Below are 18,998 nucleotides of genomic sequence, written 5' to 3' on the forward strand. Positions count from 1 at the left end.
CTGATTTTCATGGGTATTGACTACCTGACCGGCCTGATCGTGGCCGGAGTGTTCCACAACTCAGAGAAAACGCCTAACGGCACATTGGAAAGCCGCGCCGGATGGAAGGGCCTTTGCCGCAAGGGGGTAACACTGTTAGTGGTGCTTGTGGCTTGCCGCCTGGATTTGGTGACCGGGGCTAACTTTATCCGGGATGCGGTTGTTATTGGCTTTATCGCCAATGAAACGATCTCTATTGTGGAAAATGCGGGCCTTATGGGTGTTCCCATTCCGGCGGTGATTACCAGGGCCATTGAAGTACTGAAAAATAAAGCGGAAAGCGGTGATGAAAAATGAAAAAGGGTGTTGATATTTCCGTTCACAATGGCAATGTGGATTTTAACGCCTTGAAGGCGGCGGGGATTCAGTTTGTAATTATTCGCTGTGGGTATGGGAGTGATTTCACATACCAGGATGATGAACGGTTTGCCGAAAACGTCCGCAAGGCTGAAGCCGCCGGGATGCCGTGGGGCACCTACCTCTATTCCTATGCCCTTGATCGGGATATGGCAAAGAGTGAGGCCCAGCACGTTCTAAGGCTTCTGGGCGGCAAAAAGCCCGCCTATGGCGTGTGGTATGATGTGGAGGATGCCCAGCAGATCGGAGCCGACCTTGTTTCCCTCTGTGAAACCTTCTGCACGGCCATTGAAAAGGCCGGGTTATATGTGGGGGTGTATTCTTCCCTGTCGTGGTGGAATAGCCGCCTGAATAACTTCCGGCTGGATAAGTGGGATAAATGGGTTGCCCAGTGGAACAGCGTGTGTGAGTATACCAAGCCTTACGGCATTTGGCAGAATACAGACCGCTTGACCATTGGCGGCAAAGCCTTCGATGGCAATATTGCCTATAAGGACTACCCCGCCCTGACCGGCCCGAAAAAAGAAAAGGAGGAAGCCAAAGTGACCTATGAACAGTGGAAAGAGTACATGACCCGGTATCAGAAGGAGCAGGGCGAAAAGCCGGTAAGCGGATGGGCCGAAAAGGCTGTGGAACACGTCAAGGAAACCGGCGCTATGGTAGGGGATGGGAACGGTAAGTTCCGGCCCCAAAGCCCCGTGACCCGGCAGGAACTGGCCCAGGTGCTTTACAACCAGGGCACCCGGAAAGCGTGATACTAGATTGTTACTAGTCGGGTGAATTAAGCCCCATTTGAGTGAAGCAGATAATTCAGCGACCCCTTGAAAATACTGCTTTTCTTTACCTTGCGTAAGTCTGGAATTTATGCTATAATGAGTGACGAGGAAAAGAAAAGCCTTATCACTTACCTCATTAAAGAAATTCAGATATATCCGAATGGTGAGTCAGAAATGCCGTTAAAGTCGATAGAATTTAATTTCCCGATTTATATTGACGGCAAGGAAGTAAGGAAAGTTTTGTGGGAAAGGGGTAATACCGTTGAGACGGTATGTTTATTGTCCAAACTTCATTCAGACCAACATATCGAAGCAGAGCTTCAGATGGGCAAGTTTGATTTGACGGCTGCAGAGAGCAAGGCCGCCTATGAGGAAATTAAGGATTATGTGTTGGAACATACGGGATTGAAAGTCAGCGGCTTGACACACTGGACGCAATTTATCGAAAAAGATGGTGAAAAAGAGCCTTGAATATGTTATAATAAATGTAAGAACCTGTATTCACAACCAGTAATCACCGTCTAAGCGTTTTTTGGGAGCCACTCTATGTTAAGGCAACACCGCGCAATTTACAGTTGACACCTTAAGCGGCATCTCGCGGGCTGTTTTCCCGTCATAGCACACAAAGGCTGCTTGACAAACGCCAGTTTGCCTGCGCGTCTTTCCTGTACTCTTACGAAGAAATTTCTGCCGCGATATGCTGCTTAAAATTAAGCGGCATTGCCTTGAATTTTCTTGCAGAGGCGCAATCGCATAGATGCGTTCGCGAAACATTTTCCTTGATTGGCCCCCAAAATTCTTATTGACAGGTAGTACGGCACTAGGCGGCATAACAGCCCTGGGGAACGGAGGCGGAAGTTTTGAAAAGGCGAAAGGGAGGAAAACGGCTGTTGGGAGTTTGGCTGCTGCTGGCGGCGTTTTGGGGACTGCTTCCCGGCGGGATGGCAGGGGCGGGCCAGCCCCTTGCCGGGGAGCCTTTGTGTAAGGAGGGGGATAAGCTTCTGCTCTGCGCCCACGGACAGACAGGGCCATACCTTGCCTGTATCCAGGGGACAGGAAGCTTCCTCCTTGCCGGCGGGGACGAGGGCTTTGCCCGGGTAGATTTGGGCTATCCCCTGCTGGGGGCCGCATACCGGGGCGGCAGGCTCTTTGTTTTCCGGGAGTGGGAAGTCTTTTTCTGCGCAGACGCCTACACTGGCAGCCTGGAGCAGGGGGAAACCTGCGTCACCTCCCTGACAGCCGATGATGTCGCCCTTTTCGACTGCACAGCCCAGGGGGAAGTATACGCCGTGGCAAAGGACAGCCCCCAAACCCTTCAGCTCTTTTCCCTGGACGGGGATTTCCAGGAACACAGCTTTGACAAAAACATCTCCCTTTTGCAGGTGACAGAGAGCGGGCAGCTATGGGTGTGTACAGAGGACAGTTTTTTTATGGGCGGTTCTTTGGAAAACCTGAAAGCCATTACAGGAGGAAGGCCCCAGCGGGTTATTGGGGAAAACGCTTTCCTGGACAGCGGCGGCAATGTCTGGCAGGTGGAGGGGGAAAAGGCGGAGCCTGTGCTGGAGGGCATCCCACCCCAGTCCCTCTGCCGGGCAGACAGGGCCGGCATTACCTACGCAGACAGCACAGGGCGTATCCACCGGGTTTTGTGGGACGGCGAAGAAGCCGGAACCTGCACCCCGGATGGAAAGCCCCTGGCCCTGACGGAAAAGGGTGTGCTGATGAGCCGGGAGAAGATGCTATATTATGCTCCCTATGCCTTCACCCAGGAACAGCCCAGCCTTTCCCCCGCGCCAAGCCCCAGTGTCTCTCCCAGCCCCGGCCCTTCTGAAAAACCTTCCTGGTTGGAGTTAGGAGACGGCTATTTCTACATAACCGGGGAAGTGCCTGTGGAATGGCTGCTGGAGGAATTAAAGCCCCAGGAGGCCCTTATCAAAACCCCGGAAGGGGAAACGGTGACGAACGGCCTGTTGGGCACAGGGATGTCGGCCTTTCAGGGGAAGACAGACACCTATGAAAATGAGACAGTCGTTATCGTCTGGGGAGATTGCAGCGGCAACGGCAGAACAGGCCCGTCAGACATGGAAGAGGCCCAGCGGATGCTGCTTCATAGAGAGGATGACATGGTAAAGCCAGCCTTTCTGGCAGCAGACCGGGACAGGGACGGGGAAATTACCGCAAAGGATTTGCTGTGGCTTTCCGGGGCAATAGAAAAAGCGGCAAATGGGCGGTAGTTACCCGAACCCGGCAGGCGAGAGGAGTCCCGCGATTTTGCGCTGTAGATATAAAACGCACTGTCTGGACACTCCCGCCGGGAAGGGCGTCCTTGCAAAAGGCATAGGGCTATGCTATACTTTGAAACAGAAAAAGAGGACGGGAGTGCGGGACATGGAAATTGCCCTGTTAATATTTCAGCAGATGCTGAAATATTTCTTTATGCTGGTTATGGGCTATATGCTGGTGCGTACAAAGCGGGTGCGGGGAGAGGAAAGCCGGGTGTTAACCATGGTGTCGGTATACCTGGTGTCCCCCTGCGCCATTATCAACGCTTTCCAGATTGCGTATACCCGGGAGACGATACAGGGCCTGCTGCTGGCCTTTGCCGCCGCCATTGCCATTCATGTGGTATACCTGGGGCTGATAGGGCTTCTGGGACGGCTGTGGAAGTTCAGCGCCATAGAGAGGGCCTCTGTGATGTATTCAAACGCCGGGAATATGATTATCCCTGTGGTGCTGTCTGTGTTAGGCCCGGAATGGGTGCTGTATTCCAGCGCCTTTATCTCTGTGCAGATCACCCTGCAATGGACCCATGCCCGGGGCATGATCAGCCATGAAAAGGGCGTGGATCTGAAAAAGCTGTTTACCAATGTGAACATTATCAGCATCCTGGTGGGGCTGGCGCTGTTTTTGCTGGGAGTGCGGCTGCCGGCCGTCATGACGGATACATTGAAAACAGTGGGCGGCCTGATGGCCCCTCTGGGGATGTTCGTCATGGGAATGCTCATGGCAGGGAACAGCCTGAAGAAGAGCTTTTCCAACCCGCAAATCTATAAGATAGCCCTTTTGCGGCTGTGCCTGTGCCCCCTGCTGATGCTGGGGCTTATCAGGCTTACGGAGGCCTATAAGCTGCTGCCAGATGCCGCCACAGTGCTGTACATCTCCTTCCTGGCCTGCACCACGCCGCCTTCGGTGACTACCACCCAGCTTGCGGTGCTCTACCATGAGGACGCGGGGTATTCCAGCGCCATCAATATCGTCTCCACCATACTATGCCTTGCCACCATTCCCCTGATGACCATGCTGTACTGGCACGTGGTGGGATAAAAGCAAGGAAAGAAAACCCGTGCGCCCCGGGCGCGCGGATTAGGTACAACGGCATGGTTTTGCCATAATTGCTTTGTGAAGCAAATAAAAAAGCTTTCCAGCGCGGGCTGGGCAGTGAAAGCATAGAAAAACCTGCGGCTCGCGACGTGCGCACTGCAGTGTTTCTTTACTATAATAGGAAAGATGTTTCTTTATCGTGGGCAAAAAAAGTCCGCGCAGCTACAAAATGTAAGTGCGCGGATAGGTACAACGGTATGGTTTTGTCGTAATTGCTCTGTGAATCAGATATAAAAAACTTTCCAGCGCGGGCTGGAAAGCGCAAGCATAGAAAAACCTGCGGTTCGCGACTTGCGCACCGCAGGTGTGGTGGACCATCAGGGACTCGAACCCCGGACCGACCGGTTATGAGCCGGTTGCTCTAACCAACTGCGCTAATGGTCCTTGTATTGCACAGCGGTATTATTTTAGCATAAACTTTGGGTTTTGGCAAGTGCTTTTTTGGCAGCGGGATGTGTTCCAAGGGTGGAGATACTGCCTGCGCGATACAATTTGCAAGATATCCCCTTGCCGGCAGGAGCTGGAGGAAAGGAGCGGCGGGAGATGGAAGAAAAGTTTGGGGCAGTGGTTGCGGCGGCAGGAAGCTCCTCCCGGATGGGCGGGCAGAAAAGCAAGGTCTTTAGCAGGTTAGCCGGCAGGCGGGTTTTGGAATATTCTCTGGAAGTGCTGGATGCCTGCCCCTTGGTGGGGGAGATCTGCCTGGTGTGCCGGGAGGAGGACATGGAGGAAGCCCGCCGGGCAGCCCAGGGACTTGCTAAGCCGGTACAGGTGGTGCCGGGGGGCGCTTCCCGGCAGGAATCCGTATTAAACGGCGTGCTGGCCTTGGATCCCCAGTGGGGATATGTGCTCATCCACGACGGGGCGCGGCCCTTTGTCACCCCGGAAATGGTGGAGGCAGTGTGCCGGGACGCCCTGGAGTATGGAGCGGCTACAGCGGCAGTGCCCTCTAAGGATACCTGCAAGCTGGAAAACGGCCTGGGCTTTGTGGAATCCACCCCGCCCCGGGAAAGGCTTTGGGCTGTGCAGACGCCCCAGGCCTTTGAGCGGGGCATGTATGAATACGCGGCCCGGAAAGCCCAGGGCGAGAACCTGTCCTGCACCGACGACTGCCAGCTTGTGGAATGGGCGGGAGGGCAAGTGAAGCTTTCCCCGGGCAGTTACCGTAACTTGAAGCTGACCACCCCGGAAGACATGGAAGCGGCTCGGGCCTTTTTGGGGCTGGGGCAAAAGGAGGAACAAAAAATGCGCGTGGGATATGGCTATGACGTACACCGGCTGGTTTCTGGACGGCGGCTGGTGCTGGGCGGGGTGGAGGTCCCCTTTGAAATGGGGCTTTTGGGCCACTCGGACGCAGACGTGCTCACCCACGCTGTCTGTGACGCCCTTTTAGGCGCCGCCGCCTTGGGGGATATTGGCAGGCTCTTTCCGGATACGGATCCCCAGTACAGCGGGGCGGACAGCCTGGGCTTGCTGGAGGAGGTCTGTGCCCTGCTTGCCTCCCAGGGCTTTTCCATTTCCAATATTGACGCCACCCTCATCGCCCAGCAGCCGAAAGTGGCCCCCTACGTGCCGGAAATGCGGGAGAAGCTGGCGGCAGCCTGCTCCCTGACCCTGCAGCAGGTGAGCGTGAAAGCAACCACCGAGGAGGGCCTGGGCTTTACAGGCTCTGGGGAAGGCATGGCGGCATCGGCTGTGTGCTGCCTGCAGGAGTAGCTGCATGCCCCAAATGAGCATCTGTCAGTATGCTTTTCTAGCCAACAGGCCTGTAACACAGCAGTTGCAGGCCTGTTGGCTAGAAAAATTTTTCCTTCCCCGCCCCCTCATCTCGCAGGCTCCTTTTGAGAAGGCCATAGTAAACATAACGATATTCCAGTATATGGGCAGGGCTTGTTTGAAAAATCGGAAACGTTTATCTTTTTGCCCATAAGCGGCCATCTTCCGCGTCAAAAATCCTCCACAGGCGATAGCTTGTCTTTCGGTTTTCGTCTTGAAACCGCCCGCCCTGAACAAAAATGCGGGCATTTCTCTGGTCTTAAAACAGACTCCAGTGGCTTTGAACTTTGTCTGTCGGCCGTGCCCGCCCTTATCCCCACCGCCTGCATAACCTCCTGCCGCCCCAGGAAGGGCACAGGGGGATGAGGGCCAAAAGCCGGGCGGCTTTTTCCCGGGAGGAAGCGGGGCGCCTCACCAGTAAAGCTTCAAAGCGCCGGGAAGCACCTCTGTCTCCATGCGCTCTCCCCCCGCGCAGTATTCCCCGTCCAAAGACCAGGGCATAGGCTCCTTGCAGGTGAAAACAGCGCCCTTTGTATGGGTGAAGGTGATAAGATCCTCCTCCGCCTTGCCGCTCATCAGGGCCAGGAGGATGCGGTTCAACTCATGAAGGCTTTGGGGCTGCTTCACCAGGCACAGCTCGAACAGGCCGTCGCAGGGGTCAACCTTGGATTCGTCCAGCTTGATAACGCCTCCCAGGGAGGTGGAGCTGCTCAGGCCCCCATAGAGGTATTTCCCCTCGTATACCCCGCCCTCCGCCGTTTCCACCCGGGCTTCATAAGACTGCAGGGCGGGCAGCTCTTTAATGCCCTCAATCACGTAGGCAAGGTGCCCCAAAGAGTTTTTCAGGCTTTGGGTGGTGTTGTAGGAGGACTGTGTGAAGGCCCCGAAAGAGGCCACATACAGGAAGCTGCGCCTGCCCATGCGCCCCAGGTCAAGGGGCCGGGGCTTTCCCATGGCGATGAAGGACGCGGCCTTCACTGGATCTTTGGGAATCCCCAGAAAGCTTGCGAAATCGTTGGTGGTTCCCGCCGGGATATATCCCAAAGGCCCCAGGGCTTTTTCCCGCAGCAGCAGGTTTACTGTGTCGCTCAGGGTGCCGTCGCCCCCGCACACCACCAGCCTCCCGGGGTTTTTCCCTGCTGCAAGGAGCAGGGCCTTTTCCCCCTGCTCCTTGGATTCTGTTTTGATAACCTCCACGTCCCCGCCCCCGGCGGCAAACACTTCCTCAACCTGGGGAAGCTTTTGCAGGATGCCCTGCCTGCCCGCGTTGGCGTTTACCAGCAATATGGTTTTCATGGGCTGCCCTCCTTAGGAACGCGCCCCGGCAGGGCGCTGGAACTGGCTTCTGTAAAGCTCTGCGTAGAAGCCGTTTTTTGCTATCAGGGAATCGTGGGTGCCCTGCTCCACAATGTCCCCGTCCTTCATGCACAAAATCAGGTCGGCGCCCTGGATGGTGGAAAGCCGGTGGGCGATGATAAAGCTGGTGCGGCCCTGCATCAGGTTATCCATGGCCCGCTGCAAAAGCACCTCGGTGCGGGTGTCCACAGAGCTGGTGGCCTCGTCTAAAATCATCACCCGGGGATCCGCCAGAATGGCCCGGGCAATGGTGAGAAGCTGGCGCTGGCCCTGGGAAACGCCCTCCCCGTCCTCGCTGAGCACCATCTGGTAGCCCCCGGGCAGGGTGCGGATAAAGTGGTCGGCCTGGGCGGCCTTTGCCGCCTGCACCACCTCTTCGTCTGTAGCGCCCAGCCGCCCGTAGCGGATGTTCTCCATAATGGTGGCGTTATACAGCCAGGCGTCCTGAAGCACCATGCCGAATTCCGTGCGCAGATCCTCCCGGGTGAAATCTGTCACCGGGTGGCCGTCAAAGGTGATTTCCCCGCCGTCTATGTCGTGAAAGCGCATGAGAAGCTTTACCATGGTGGTTTTGCCCGCCCCGGTGGGGCCGACGATAGCCACCTTCTGCCCGGCCTTCACCTCTGCGGAGAAATCCTTGATAACAGGCTCCTCCGGCCCGTTATAGCCAAAGCGCACGTGGGAGAAGGTGATGTCCCCCTTGGGGTTCAGATCTGCCATGCGGGCCAGAGGCTCCGGCTCGGCTTCCTCTTCCTCTCCTAAAAACTCGAAAATCCGCTCCGCCGCCGCCACCGTCATCTGCAGTTGGCTGCCGATGCTGGCAAGCTGCATCACCGGCTGGGTGAAGCTGCGCACATACTGGATAAAGGCCTGTATGCCGCCAATGGTCATAGCGCCCCCCGCCGCCATGGCGGCCCCTGCCACGCACACCGCCACATAGCCCAGGTTCCCCACAAAGCTCATCACAGGGTGCATCAGCCCGGACAGGAAGTTTGCCTTCCACCCGGCGTTATAAAGCTTTTCGTTTTCCGCGTCAAAGGCTGCGGCAGCCTGCTCCTCCCTGCCAAAGGCTTTCACCACCAGGTGCCCGCCATACATTTCCTCCACCTGCCCGTTGACGCTTCCCAGATACTCCTGCTGGCCCTGGAAGTGCCGCTGGGATACTTTTACAATGCCCAGCACCAGGCCGAAAGATACCGGAAGGATGCACAAAACCACCAGGGTAAGCTGCCAGCTTATGGTAAGCATCAGCACCACCACGCCAATCATGGTGCAGGCAGAGGTGATAAGCTGGGTAACGCTCTGGGAAAGGGAGGTTGACAGCGCGTCCACATCGTTTGTCATGCGGGAGAGCACGTCCCCCTGGGTGGTCTTGTGGAAGTAGGAAAGGGGGAGGCAGTTGATTTTATGGGTGATGGCGTTTCGCAGGTCAAAGTGTACCTGGGTGGAAACCCCGGCCATAATGTGCCCCTGCAGGTAGGAAAACCCAGCGCCCGCCAGGTACAGCCCTCCCAGAACCAGCAGCACCCTGCCGATATAGATAAAGTCAATGCCCTCCCCAGCGCCTGTGATGGTACGCATCAGCCCTGCCGCCAGCTCGTCTGTGGCAAGGGCCAGCACCTTCGGCCCCGCAATGGTGAACACAGTGGAGGCCGCCGCGAAAAGCATCACCAGCACCAGCAGCCCCCGGAAAGGCTTCAGATACCGTAAAAGCTCCCTGCCGCTGCGCCCGAAGTTTTTAGCCTTCTGGCCTCCGGCGGCCATAGGGCCATGGCCATGAGGCCCGCGTGGCCCCATGGGGGCGGGCCTGTTTTTCTCCTTCTCGCTCACACCAATTCCTCCTTCCGAAGCTGGCTTTCCGCAATCTCCCGGTAGACAGGGCAGCTTTCCAGAAGCTCCTTGTGGGTGCCCTTGCCCGCAAGCCTGCCGTCATCCAGCACCAGGATCTGCTCTGCCTGCATAATGGTGCTCACCCGCTGGGCCACAATGAGCACAGCCGCCTTTTCCGTATACGGCCCCAAGGCAGCCCGCAGGGCGGCCTCTGTTTTAAAGTCCAGGGCGGAAAAGCTGTCGTCAAAAATATACACAGGGGCCTTGCGCACCAAGGCCCGGGCCATGGAAAGCCGCTGCCGCTGGCCGCCGGAAACGTTCCCGCCGCCCTGGGCAATGAAAGCGTCCAGGCCCTTTTCCATGTCCCCCACAAAGCCTGCCGCCTGGGCAACTTCCAGGGCCTGCAGCACTTCCTCATCGCCGGCGCTCTCCTTGCCATACAGCAGGTTTTCCTTCACAGAGCCTGTAAACAGCAGGGCTTTCTGGGGCACAAAGCCAATGCTGTTCCGCAAATCCTCCTGGCGGTACTTCCGGATGTCCACCCCGTCCAGGGTGATTTCCCCTTCTGTCGCGTCATAAAACCGGGGGATAAGGTTTATAAGGGTAGACTTCCCCGCTCCTGTTGCGCCGATAATGGCAGTGGTCTCCCCGGGCCGGGCCGTAAAGCTGATATGCTCCAGCACGTTGCTTTCCGCATCCCCATAGCGGAAGCTCACGTCCTTAAACTCGATAACGCCCTGTATCTCCCCGGGCTTTTCCGGGCTTTCCGGATCCTGCACCGCCAGGGGCATATCCAGCACCTCCCGGATGCGCTCCGCGGAAACGCTGGCCCGGGGCAGCATAATAAACATCATGGCAATCATTAAGAAGGAGGCGATAATCTGCATGGCATACTGGATGAAAGCCATCATGTCCCCAATCTGCAGGGCAGACTCCGCAATGGCATGGCCTCCCACCCACAGGATAACCAGGGTGCTCAGGTTCATCACCAGCATCATCATGGGCATCATGCCTGCCATCACCCGCTGGACAAAGCGGCTTGTATGGGAAAATTCCTGGTTTGCGCCTTTAAAGCGATCCTCTTCAAAATCCTGGTTCCCAAAGGCCCGCACCACCATCATGCCGGAAAGGTGCTCCCGGCTGATACGGTTCAGGGCGTCCATCATCCCCTGCAGCGCCTTAAATTTCGGCAGGGCCAGGGCCATGGCCGTCATCGCCAGCCCCAGCATCACCACAACGGCAGCCGCCACAATCCAGCTCATGGAAACGCTTTTCTCCACGGCAAAGAGGACGCCCCCTATGCCCATAATGGGGGCATAGCACACCAGCCGCAGCCCCATGGTAATCAGCATCTGCACCTGCTGCACATCGTTTGTGGTGCGGGTGATAAGGGAGGCAGTGGAGAATTTGTCAAACTCCGGCCCGCCCAGGCCCATTACCTTGGAGAACAGGTCGTGGCGCAGGCGCTTGCCCACAGCCGCCGCAATGCGGGAGGAGAAAAGCCCCACCAGCACAGCCGCCAAAGCGCCCAGCAGGGAAACCCCCAGCATTACCAAACCCTTGCCCCAGATATAGGCAGACTGGGCGGGGGCGGTGTCCAGCCCCAGCTCCTCATAGAAAAGCTTTTTCAGGTTTACGCCCACCTGTTCCCCCATGGCCCCGGGGGCTTCCGCCGCCAGGGAAGCGGCCTTGGAAAGGCTTTCCCGGGGGGCAAGCTCCAGGAGGGGGAGAAGCTGGTAAAGCTGCTGGGCGCTCATGCCCCGGATGCCGTTTTCTGACAGGGAAAAGCCGCCTTTCCCCGCGCTTCCCCCGCCAGGCTCTCCCGGCTGGGGCGGGTTCTCCGGCTGGGGCGCGCTGCTGCCGTTAAACTCCGGCTTGCTCACAGTGTCCTCAGGGCTGTCCCACTCCGCGGGGGAGTCCGCGCTGCCCTCATGCCCTTCGCCGCCCTCTGTGCCGGGGGCGGGGCTTACAAAGCTTTCGCCTGCGCCGGGAAGGGGGGCCTCCAGCCCTCCTTCAGGCTCCACCCCGGCGAAATCCCCCATGGGCATAACCGCAGGCTCCCCGGCGGCCTCCTGCCTGGGGCTTTCCGCCCGGGGCAGGAGGGTCAGGTTCATGCCGCTGGCGGGAACGGTATAATCCTCGTCAGGGATTCGCAGGTTGGGATCCGTTGCGTCCACCCGGTAGCCGTCGTCCGGAATTTCCAGGTTGGGATCCGTGCCCACAGTGGAAAACCTATCAGGCTCTTCGTCAGGCGCTGCGCTGCTGCCCTCCGGCACAGAGGATGCCTCCCCGTCAGGCAGGGAAGGCTCCGTGTCCCCGTTTTCCAGGTCCGCCGGCTTTTCCGTTTTGTCCGGCAAAACAGGGCGGGCCGCGTTCTGGGTTTGTCCGGCCTTTAAGGCAAGCTCTTCCAGCTCCCCAGAAGCAGAAGCCTCCTGCATATACAGCAGGAAGCCATAGGAGGCCTGCCCGAAGGCTCCGTCCAGGGCCTTCCGGGCTTCCGGCTCCAGCCCCTCCCGCAGCAGGCACACAGCCTCCCGCCGGGCCAGGGGATAGTCCCCGGAAATGCGCTGGGCCTCGCTGCTTTCCGGCTCTATGGTATAGTAGCCTTCCTCCAGCAGGGCCTTTTCCTCCTCCCCGGCAAAATAAAGCAGAAGCGCATGGGCCTTCTGGCTCATGGCCTCAGGCGCGCCTGCCTCCAGGCCCCCCTGCTGGATGCCCACGTTTACAAGGCTGCTCATCAGGTTGGGCAGGGCCAGCTCGCTTACAGCCTGGCCGAATAAAAGGAAAATGCAGATAAGCACCAGCGCCCAAAAGGGCTTCAGATATCGCGCGGTCAGCTTCACAGGCTGCCGCCCCCTTTCTCCAAAAACAGTAAAAAATAATCCGTCCCCCGCCGCCCGGGGCAGGGCCTCCCTTGACTATAGCACGCCCCTGCCCCCAGCGTCAAGGCGGCAGGGGAAAAGTTAAAGAAGGCTTTACACTCTATTCACAATGGCTCCAAAGCCCTGACCCCGCCAGCCGCTCCCACAGCAGGGGGGTGATGTCCGGGTAGGTGAGGTTTTCCGGCAAAGCGTCAAAAAGCCGGGTTTCCGCCATCTCCTTTTCCGGCAGGGGGCCAAGGCCGCGGATCTCCGCCAGAAAAACCATGCCCACCGCCCCCTTGTCCCATTCGTCGTCCGCGGCCCGATACCCGCACACAGGCTGCAGCGTGAAGCTTTCCGCCCCCGATTCCTCCCAAAGCTCCCGCCGGGCCGCCTCCTCCGGGGATTCCCCCGGCTCAATGTGGCCGCCCTGGGTTTCCCAGGTGTCCCGCGCTTGGTGGCGGCTTAAAAGCAGCTTCCCCTGATACCGGGAAAACACCACCACGAATTTGCAGCTTCCCGTTTCTTCCTTGGCTAACACTTTGCACAGCATGGCATTCCTTTCCTTTCGCAATATTCCCGCCTCTCAGTATACCACCTGGAACAGCCCTTTGTACACCCGGCAAAAGGAAAAAACCAGGGGAAGCCTGCTTTTTCCCGGCGCCGGCATTTTTCGCCAAATTCCGGCATGTTCCGCCCCCTGCCCTTCTGAAGTTTTGCCAAAACCCCTGCCGCTTTCATATAAAAGGAATTGACAGCGGGGACGGAAAGGGGTAAAATTTAGAATATACAGGTCTTTCCAAAGGAATGTGTCAGGGGGACAAGCCTGATACGGCAAAAAATTTGGGAGAAAGGAATGGTACCGGGCACAAAAGGCGGATATGCCTGGCCTTTTTGTGCGTATTTCCGTATCGCATGGTGATTTTTTATGGTTACGGCACTTATCACAGGGGCGTCCTCCGGGCTGGGGAAGGAATATATCAACGCTATTATGGAGCAGTATCCCAGCGTGGATTCCTTCTGGATTATCGCCCGCAACAAGGAAGCCCTTTTCAAGGTTGCCGAGGAGCACACCGACAAAACCATTGCCACCATTTCCCTGGATCTCGCAAAGGACGAGAGCCTGGAGGTTATGGAGCAGCTTTTAAAGGAAAACAACCCGGAAATCAAGGTGCTGGTAAATAACGCGGGCTTTGGCAAATGCAGCGACTTTTTTGCCTCTGTCCGGGGGGAGCAGACCGGCATGGTGGATTTAAACTGCAAGGCCCTCACAGGCCTCACCCGCCTGTGCCTGCCCTATATGCTGGACGACAGCCTTGTCCTCAACGTGGCTTCCATCGCCGCCTTTGCCCCCACCCCCCGCATGTCCGTTTACAGCGCCACGAAGGCCTATGTGCTGGCCCTTTCCAAGGCCCTTCACGACGAGCTGCGGCCCAGGGGCATCAAGGTTACAGCCGTTTGCCCCGGCCCTATGGATACAGACTTCTGGCATGTGGCAAATGTGCCGGAGGGCAAGTCGCGGCTTATTGACAAGCTGCCCCGGGTTTCCCCGAAGGACGTGGCGGCAGGCTCCCTGCGGGCCGCCAAGCGGGGCAAACTTGTGTACACCAAGGGTATCTGGTATAAGCTGTACAGGCTGGCGGCAAAGCTTCTGCCCCATGGGTTCATTATGGAATTTACAGAGGTGTGAACACGCCCTGGTAAAGATAAGGAACGATACGGGGAGGTTTTTATGCAGCTTGAAATTGCCCTGCGGGAAGGCCCGGTGGCCCTGCGGCCGCTGAAGGCGGAGGACGCTTCCCTGCTGCTGCGGTGGCTGACAGATCCCGCTGTTCTGGAATGGTACGAGGGGCGGGACAGGCCCTTCACGCCCCAGATGGTGCAGGAGCATTTTTACAAGGAGGACGGCCTTTCCCGCTGCATCATCCTCTATGAGGGAAGCCCGGCGGGGTATGTGCAGGTTTATCCGCTGGACGAGGGGGAAAAGCAGGCGTATGGCTGCCCGGAGGCCCCCTCTCCGGCCTTTGCCATGGATCAGTTCCTGGGCGAAACAGCCTGCTGGGGGAAACGCATTGGCAGGGCTTTCATTTCCCTGCTTCTCAAACATCTTGCCGTTGCCGAAAATGCCCAGGCTGTCTATGTGGATCCCCATACGGATAATAAGAGGGCCATCCGCTGCTACGAGGCCTGCGGTTTCCGGCTGGTGAAGCTGCTGCCAAAGCACGAGCTGCACGAGGGCGGTATGCGGGACTGCTGGCTGATGGAATGCAGGCCCCAGGAAACAGAATAGCTGTATAATTTGAAAAACACAGGCGTAAAACACGCCTGTGTTTTTATGCTCTATATGGAATCCGCCCTATCTGCCGCCCCGGAGGATTTTTCCCAAACGGGGATGGAGCCGCTGGAAATAGGCAGAGATAAGCCCTGCCAGGGCAAAGTCATACACCAGGAACACCAGGTTTGCCAGAACCAGCAGGAGGAGGGGCGTGAAAGGCCCTAAAAAGGAAATGCTTTCTAAGGGAACCCCCAGCATATACAGGGCCAGCAGGGCTTCCGCAATGCAGGCCGCGTTAAAAACCAGCAGCTTGGAGAGAACCCGCACAGGCCTTTTCCGGATGCGGGCCAGCAGGCCGAACAGGGCGGGATAATAGCCGAAAAACAGCAGGTAAATCAGGGCGGCCTCCCTGTCCGGGGCCAAAAGCATGACGAAAACCGCCGTGGCCCCATAGCATCCAAAGCCCCAGGGCACCCCGGCCTCTGCCACCACGGGGATCAGCAGGCACCCCGCCATAGCTGGAGCAGCAATGCTGGCCATGGGCGCCAGGCCCTGAAAAAGCATCAAAACGGTGCCCAGCGCTGCCATAACGCCGCTTAACGCTATTTTTACTGATTGCTTCACAGCAAAGCGCCCCTTTCTGTCAGCAGCAGGAGATTAAATCCCCGCCCATGCATTCGCAGCAGCAGTCGGCGCAGATAAGGCCTTGGCACAGATCGCAGGTGTTGCAGCCTCCCGCGGCCATGTTGGGGTTATAGCCGCCATACATGCCAGTGCCTTGGTTCATGGCCTGGTTTAAAGCGGCGCTGTATTCGCCGTTGCCCGGCTCCATCTGGCAGGCCCGGGAGAAGTGATCCTTTGCCTCCTCCAGCCAGCCCCGGCGGTACAGCACAGAGCCTTTCAGGAAATACCATTCGGCATTGCGGCGCTCGGCGGGCACGCCGTTTAAAAGCTGCTCAGCGTCCGCAATGCGTCCCGCCATAATCAGGCTGCGCACATCGCTGAAAGCAGAGCCGCGGCTGCCGCCCACATTGTTGTAGCTATATCCCCCGGCACGCCCCTGCCCGCTGCCTGCCTTGCGCTGGGCGGTGATGGCGTCGTAGGCTTCGTTGATTTCCTTCATCTTCTCGTCCGCCAGCTCTTTTAAGGGGCTGTCGGCATACTGATCCGGGTGGTACTTTTTGGCAAGGCTGCGGTAAGCCTCCTTCACTTCCTCATCGGTTGCCGAGGGCGAAACGCCCAGGGCTTTGTACGGATCGCTCATGTACTGCTCCTTTTCCAGGTTCCAAAATTGATTCCCTTATTCTTCCTTTGCGTTCCAGTATATCCACTATAGCATGGAAGCCTTTACAGGTTTTGTAGTTAACACAGTTCAAAAGAGGCAGCGGGCCTCCTTTGAACCGGGCGGCGCAGCCGCCCAGCTTGAAAATCAGGTTATACCGATTTTCAAGTGTGTTTACTATAACTCCCGCCGGGGCTTTTCCTTAATGTGCAGAAAGAGGATTTCCCTTTGCAGCTCCGGCAGGCCTTTCTGCACCACGTTTTCGATGATTGGCTCAAAATTCATCAGGTCTATAAGGTTTAAGGGCAGCGCCATCTGGGCGGCTGTGCGGTTTAAAGCCGCGTTGCAGAAATTGTCTGCCTGGCGGCGTTCCTCCTCTGTCAGCGCTGTCTTGCCCCAAAATCCCAGCTTTGCAATAAAGGGGTTAAAGGCCCCGGTGCGGAGGTCCTCCGGCAAATCGTCTGCGGCGTCCATGAGGTAAACCCACCTGCCCAGGAAATACCCAAATTGGGAGAGGGGCATTTCCTGCCGCGCGTCCCCCCCCGCAAGCTCCCCGAACACCTGGGACAGCAGCCGGGCGGTAGGCTCGGCGCAGGCGTCCAGCCCGGCCTGGGCGCTTTCCGCTTCCGCCTGGGCAGCCATGGCCTTTTCCGCCGATTCAGCCAGAAAAGGATACCGCAGCCCGGCTTTGCGTGCCTTCCGGCGGAAGAAGGGCCGCAGCAGGCGCTTCCCCAGGGATTTCAGGAAGCCTTCGTCCGCAATGTCATCCTGCAGCTTGTGGTATGCCAGCAGCACCGTCAGGGCGGCGGCTTTCTGATAGGCTTCCCCTTCCCCCGCAAGATAGCGGCAGTGCTTTAAAGGGTTCATGGCGCAGGTTTTTTTATGCTCGGTAAGCTTCGCGCCGGATACGGCAAGGGCCAGCAGGGCATAAAAGGTGCAGTCATAGCTGAGCAGGAACCGGGAAGCCGGGCCGTATTCCTGGCCCAGCACCTTGCAAAGCTGGCAGTACACCGCCTTATACTGCTCGTACTCCCGCACCAGCAGCTCCGATTTGTTGGGGCGCACATATCCAAACAAAAACAATACCCCCTCTGGCTTCCTATTGTACCCCATTCCCTCCAAAAGTTGTTGAACACACTGTAAACATTGGGCGCGGCGCTTTTTCTTTATGTATGCCCCTGCCCGCCGGGAAGGGGCACAGGGCTACCGCCCCCGGGGAGAGACGGGCTTCTCCGGGCTTTCGCCGGCAGCCTCCCGGGGGATCTCCATGCTGGAAAGCTCCCGGTAAGACTCCAGCTCCGCCCGGTTGGCAGGCGCGGCATACATTAGGCCTGTACATTCAGTGGCGGAGCAGACGTTTGACGTGCTGGGGAATTTTCCCTCCGGCAGGGGATCGTGCTCGTGATACTGCATGGGCTTCTTTCCGCTGTTTTTGTTTTTCACAGAGATGCTCCTTTCCCTTTTGCGGCTTCCGTTCTATATTTTTCGCGGGAAGGGGAAAAATATGCGCTGGGGAAAGCGGCGGGAATAAGATGGATCCTGGCATTACTATACATACTTAGAAGTATAACCTCCATGGTAATTTTCAAAAAATCCCCATGTATGGAACACCCCTGAAAGCGGACAATAGCTTTCGGGGGTGATTGATGTGAAAAATCTAGAGAAAGGAACGGTACCGGGCACAAAAGGTGGTTGTTTCATCGCCTTCCTGTGCGAATCCTGTACCGCGTGGCGGTTTTTATGATCCCATATTTTTGGGGGGATGTGCCAGCCAGAAGCCTGGTAAGCGGGGGCGTGTCCGGGGTGACCTTCAGTTCCCTGCTGCGGGACGATCTGGGCCTGCGGGATTTGCCTGAAGAAGTCCGGAACAAGCTGGAAAGCCGGGAAGGGATAATCCGCTCTTCCCAGCAGTTGGAAGCCATGATAAACGAGCTGAGCATCCAGCAGTAAGCGGGCAGGCGCGCCCGGCCCTCCTTGTTCCTGGCAGGAGGGGAGGCAGCGCCCGCTTACATAGGCAGGCTGCCCTGGAGGAAATCGTAGGGGGTCTGCTGGTATACATAGTAGTTCAGCCAGTTGGATACTAATAAATGGGCGTTGCTCCGCCAGGTGAAGGGCGGCGTGCGGGAATGATCGTCCTCCGGGAAGTAGTGGTAAGGCACTTTGGGGTTCAGCCCCTTGTTCATGTCACGGAAATATTCCTTTGCCAGGGTGTCCCGGTCATATTCCGCGTGGCCCGTAACAAAAATCTGCCTGCCCTCCTTGTCGGCGACAATGTGCAGCCCTGCCAAATCTGACACAGCCAGGGGGATTAAGCCCGGGCACTGCCGGATATCCTCCAGGCGCACCTCGGTATGGCGGGAGTGGGGGGCAAAGTAATTGTCGTCAAAGCCCCGCATCAGGGGGTGGTATGGATTTAACACAGTATGATTATAAATGCCGCTGAGCTTTTCCGGCAGGGGATACTTGGGCACCCCGTAATGATAGTACAGCCCGGCCTGGGCGCCCCAGCAGATGTGCAGCACAGAATACACGTTCTCCTTAGACCACTCCATTATATCGCACATTTCCCGCCAATAGTCCACTTCCTCAAAGGGTAGCTTTTCCACAGGCGCGCCTGTAATAATCATCCCGTCATATTTCTCCCCCCGCACATCCGGGAACGTCTTATAGAAAGCGTTCAGGTGCCCGGCGCTGGTGTTCTTGCTGATATGGGTGGCAGGGTGCAGCAGTTCCACATCTACCTGCAAGGGGGAGTTGCCCAAAAGCCGCAGAAGCTGGGTTTCAGTTTCAATCTTGGTGGGCATTAAATTAAGTATGGCAATCTTCAGAGGGCGGATGTCCTGGTTCTGCGCACGCTCGTGGCTCATCACAAAGATGTTTTCAGACTCCAGCACCTCAATGGCAGGCAGATCCATCTGGATTCGGATAGGCATTTTGTCACATCCTTTAGAAATTTGAAATTTTTAAAAAAAAGGGGTTGACTTTCCTGGCAATAGGTGTTATTATATCAAAGCTGTCCCGCGAGCCGGAAGGCGAAGGGAAGCAAAGACATTATACCACAGCCTCTC

General features: G+C 57.3%; 18 protein-coding genes and 1 tRNA gene. 9 read left to right on the top strand and 10 right to left on the bottom strand.

Annotated features, from left to right (window positions below):
• The 5 genes from D1841_RS13725 to D1841_RS13745 form a co-directional block, all read left to right on the top strand.
• The coding region (locus D1841_RS13725) for a holin family protein (protein WP_160643948.1) at positions 1-336 on the top strand (336 nt) is incomplete at its 5' end.
• Entirely contained in the window at positions 333-1,151 is an 819-nt protein-coding gene (locus D1841_RS13730) for a GH25 family lysozyme (protein WP_160643946.1), read from the top strand. The genes D1841_RS13725 and D1841_RS13730, both read left to right, overlap by 4 nt.
• A 117-nt stretch (positions 1,152-1,268) precedes the next feature.
• Positions 1,269-1,643, top strand: coding sequence for a hypothetical protein (locus D1841_RS19285; protein WP_347564015.1), 375 nt, complete (start codon positions 1,269-1,271; stop codon positions 1,641-1,643).
• A 389-nt stretch (positions 1,644-2,032) separates the two neighbouring features.
• A complete protein-coding gene (locus tag D1841_RS13740; RefSeq protein WP_161880061.1) occupies positions 2,033-3,406 on the top strand; it encodes a hypothetical protein in 1,374 nt (457 codons plus the stop codon).
• A gap of 154 nt (positions 3,407-3,560) precedes the next feature.
• Positions 3,561-4,496: an AEC family transporter gene (locus tag D1841_RS13745; RefSeq protein WP_166554274.1), complete on the top strand. Its 936-nt coding sequence runs from the start codon at positions 3,561-3,563 to the stop codon at positions 4,494-4,496.
• A gap of 364 nt (positions 4,497-4,860) precedes the next feature.
• Here D1841_RS13745 and D1841_RS13750 read toward each other — a convergent pair.
• A tRNA-Ile gene (locus D1841_RS13750) sits at positions 4,861-4,937 on the bottom strand.
• 159 nt (positions 4,938-5,096) lie between these two features.
• Here D1841_RS13750 and ispD point away from each other — a divergent pair.
• Entirely contained in the window at positions 5,097-6,266 is a 1,170-nt protein-coding gene (gene ispD / locus D1841_RS13755) for a 2-C-methyl-D-erythritol 4-phosphate cytidylyltransferase (protein WP_160643940.1), read from the top strand.
• Between the two features lie 471 nt (positions 6,267-6,737).
• On the opposite strand, the gene D1841_RS13760 is transcribed toward ispD, so the two are convergent.
• The 4 genes from D1841_RS13760 to D1841_RS13775 all read right to left on the bottom strand — a co-directional run bounded on the left by D1841_RS13760 (position 6,738) and on the right by D1841_RS13775 (position 12,926).
• Positions 6,738-7,622: a diacylglycerol kinase family protein gene (locus tag D1841_RS13760; protein ID WP_160643938.1), complete on the bottom strand. Its 885-nt coding sequence runs from the start codon at positions 7,620-7,622 to the stop codon at positions 6,738-6,740.
• Between the two features lie 12 nt (positions 7,623-7,634).
• Entirely contained in the window at positions 7,635-9,479 is a 1,845-nt protein-coding gene (locus tag D1841_RS13765) for an ABC transporter ATP-binding protein (RefSeq protein ID WP_160643952.1), read from the bottom strand.
• Positions 9,480-9,508: 29 nt separating this feature from the next.
• The gene (locus tag D1841_RS13770; RefSeq protein WP_347564016.1) at positions 9,509-12,355 is read right to left on the bottom strand and encodes an ABC transporter ATP-binding protein; all 2,847 of its coding nucleotides are present in this window, start codon (positions 12,353-12,355) and stop codon (positions 9,509-9,511) included.
• A 139-nt stretch (positions 12,356-12,494) separates the two neighbouring features.
• On the bottom strand, positions 12,495-12,926 hold the full coding sequence (locus tag D1841_RS13775; protein ID WP_160643936.1) for an NUDIX domain-containing protein: 432 nt from the start codon (positions 12,924-12,926) through the stop codon (positions 12,495-12,497).
• Positions 12,927-13,301: 375 nt separating this feature from the next.
• On the opposite strand from D1841_RS13775, the gene D1841_RS13780 reads away from it, so the two are divergent.
• The gene (locus tag D1841_RS13780; RefSeq protein WP_160643934.1) at positions 13,302-14,063 is read left to right on the top strand and encodes an SDR family oxidoreductase; all 762 of its coding nucleotides are present in this window, start codon (positions 13,302-13,304) and stop codon (positions 14,061-14,063) included.
• A gap of 42 nt (positions 14,064-14,105) precedes the next feature.
• Complete coding sequence (locus tag D1841_RS13785) at positions 14,106-14,663, top strand: GNAT family N-acetyltransferase (RefSeq protein ID WP_160643932.1); 558 nt, start codon at positions 14,106-14,108, stop codon at positions 14,661-14,663.
• A 66-nt stretch (positions 14,664-14,729) separates the two neighbouring features.
• Here the strand turns inward: D1841_RS13785 and D1841_RS13790 are convergent, their stop codons facing one another.
• The 4 genes from D1841_RS13790 to D1841_RS13805 form a co-directional block, all read right to left on the bottom strand.
• Complete coding sequence (locus D1841_RS13790; RefSeq protein ID WP_160643930.1) at positions 14,730-15,272, bottom strand: hypothetical protein; 543 nt, start codon at positions 15,270-15,272, stop codon at positions 14,730-14,732.
• 19 nt (positions 15,273-15,291) lie between these two features.
• Positions 15,292-15,912 (bottom strand): J domain-containing protein, encoded by a 621-nt coding sequence (locus D1841_RS13795; RefSeq protein ID WP_160643928.1) that lies wholly within the window; start codon positions 15,910-15,912, stop codon positions 15,292-15,294.
• Between the two features lie 195 nt (positions 15,913-16,107).
• Positions 16,108-17,007, bottom strand: a complete 900-nt coding sequence (locus tag D1841_RS13800) for a DUF5685 family protein (protein WP_161880063.1) — start codon at positions 17,005-17,007, stop codon at positions 16,108-16,110.
• A gap of 126 nt (positions 17,008-17,133) precedes the next feature.
• Positions 17,134-17,373, bottom strand: a complete 240-nt coding sequence (locus D1841_RS13805) for a hypothetical protein (RefSeq protein WP_160643926.1) — start codon at positions 17,371-17,373, stop codon at positions 17,134-17,136.
• A 297-nt stretch (positions 17,374-17,670) separates the two neighbouring features.
• On the opposite strand from D1841_RS13805, the gene D1841_RS13810 reads away from it, so the two are divergent.
• Positions 17,671-17,880 carry a hypothetical protein gene (locus tag D1841_RS13810; protein ID WP_160643924.1) on the top strand — a complete coding sequence of 70 codons (210 nt, stop codon included), beginning with the start codon at positions 17,671-17,673 and terminating at the stop codon, positions 17,878-17,880.
• A 56-nt stretch (positions 17,881-17,936) separates the two neighbouring features.
• Here the strand turns inward: D1841_RS13810 and metA are convergent, their stop codons facing one another.
• The gene (gene metA / locus D1841_RS13815) at positions 17,937-18,863 is read right to left on the bottom strand and encodes a homoserine O-succinyltransferase (protein ID WP_160643922.1); all 927 of its coding nucleotides are present in this window, start codon (positions 18,861-18,863) and stop codon (positions 17,937-17,939) included.
• Positions 18,864-18,998: the final 135 nt, after the last annotated feature.

Origin of the sequence: Neglectibacter sp. X4 (assembly GCF_009917365.1) — a bacterium.
Classification (GTDB): Bacteria; Bacillota; Clostridia; order Oscillospirales; family Acutalibacteraceae; genus Acutalibacter.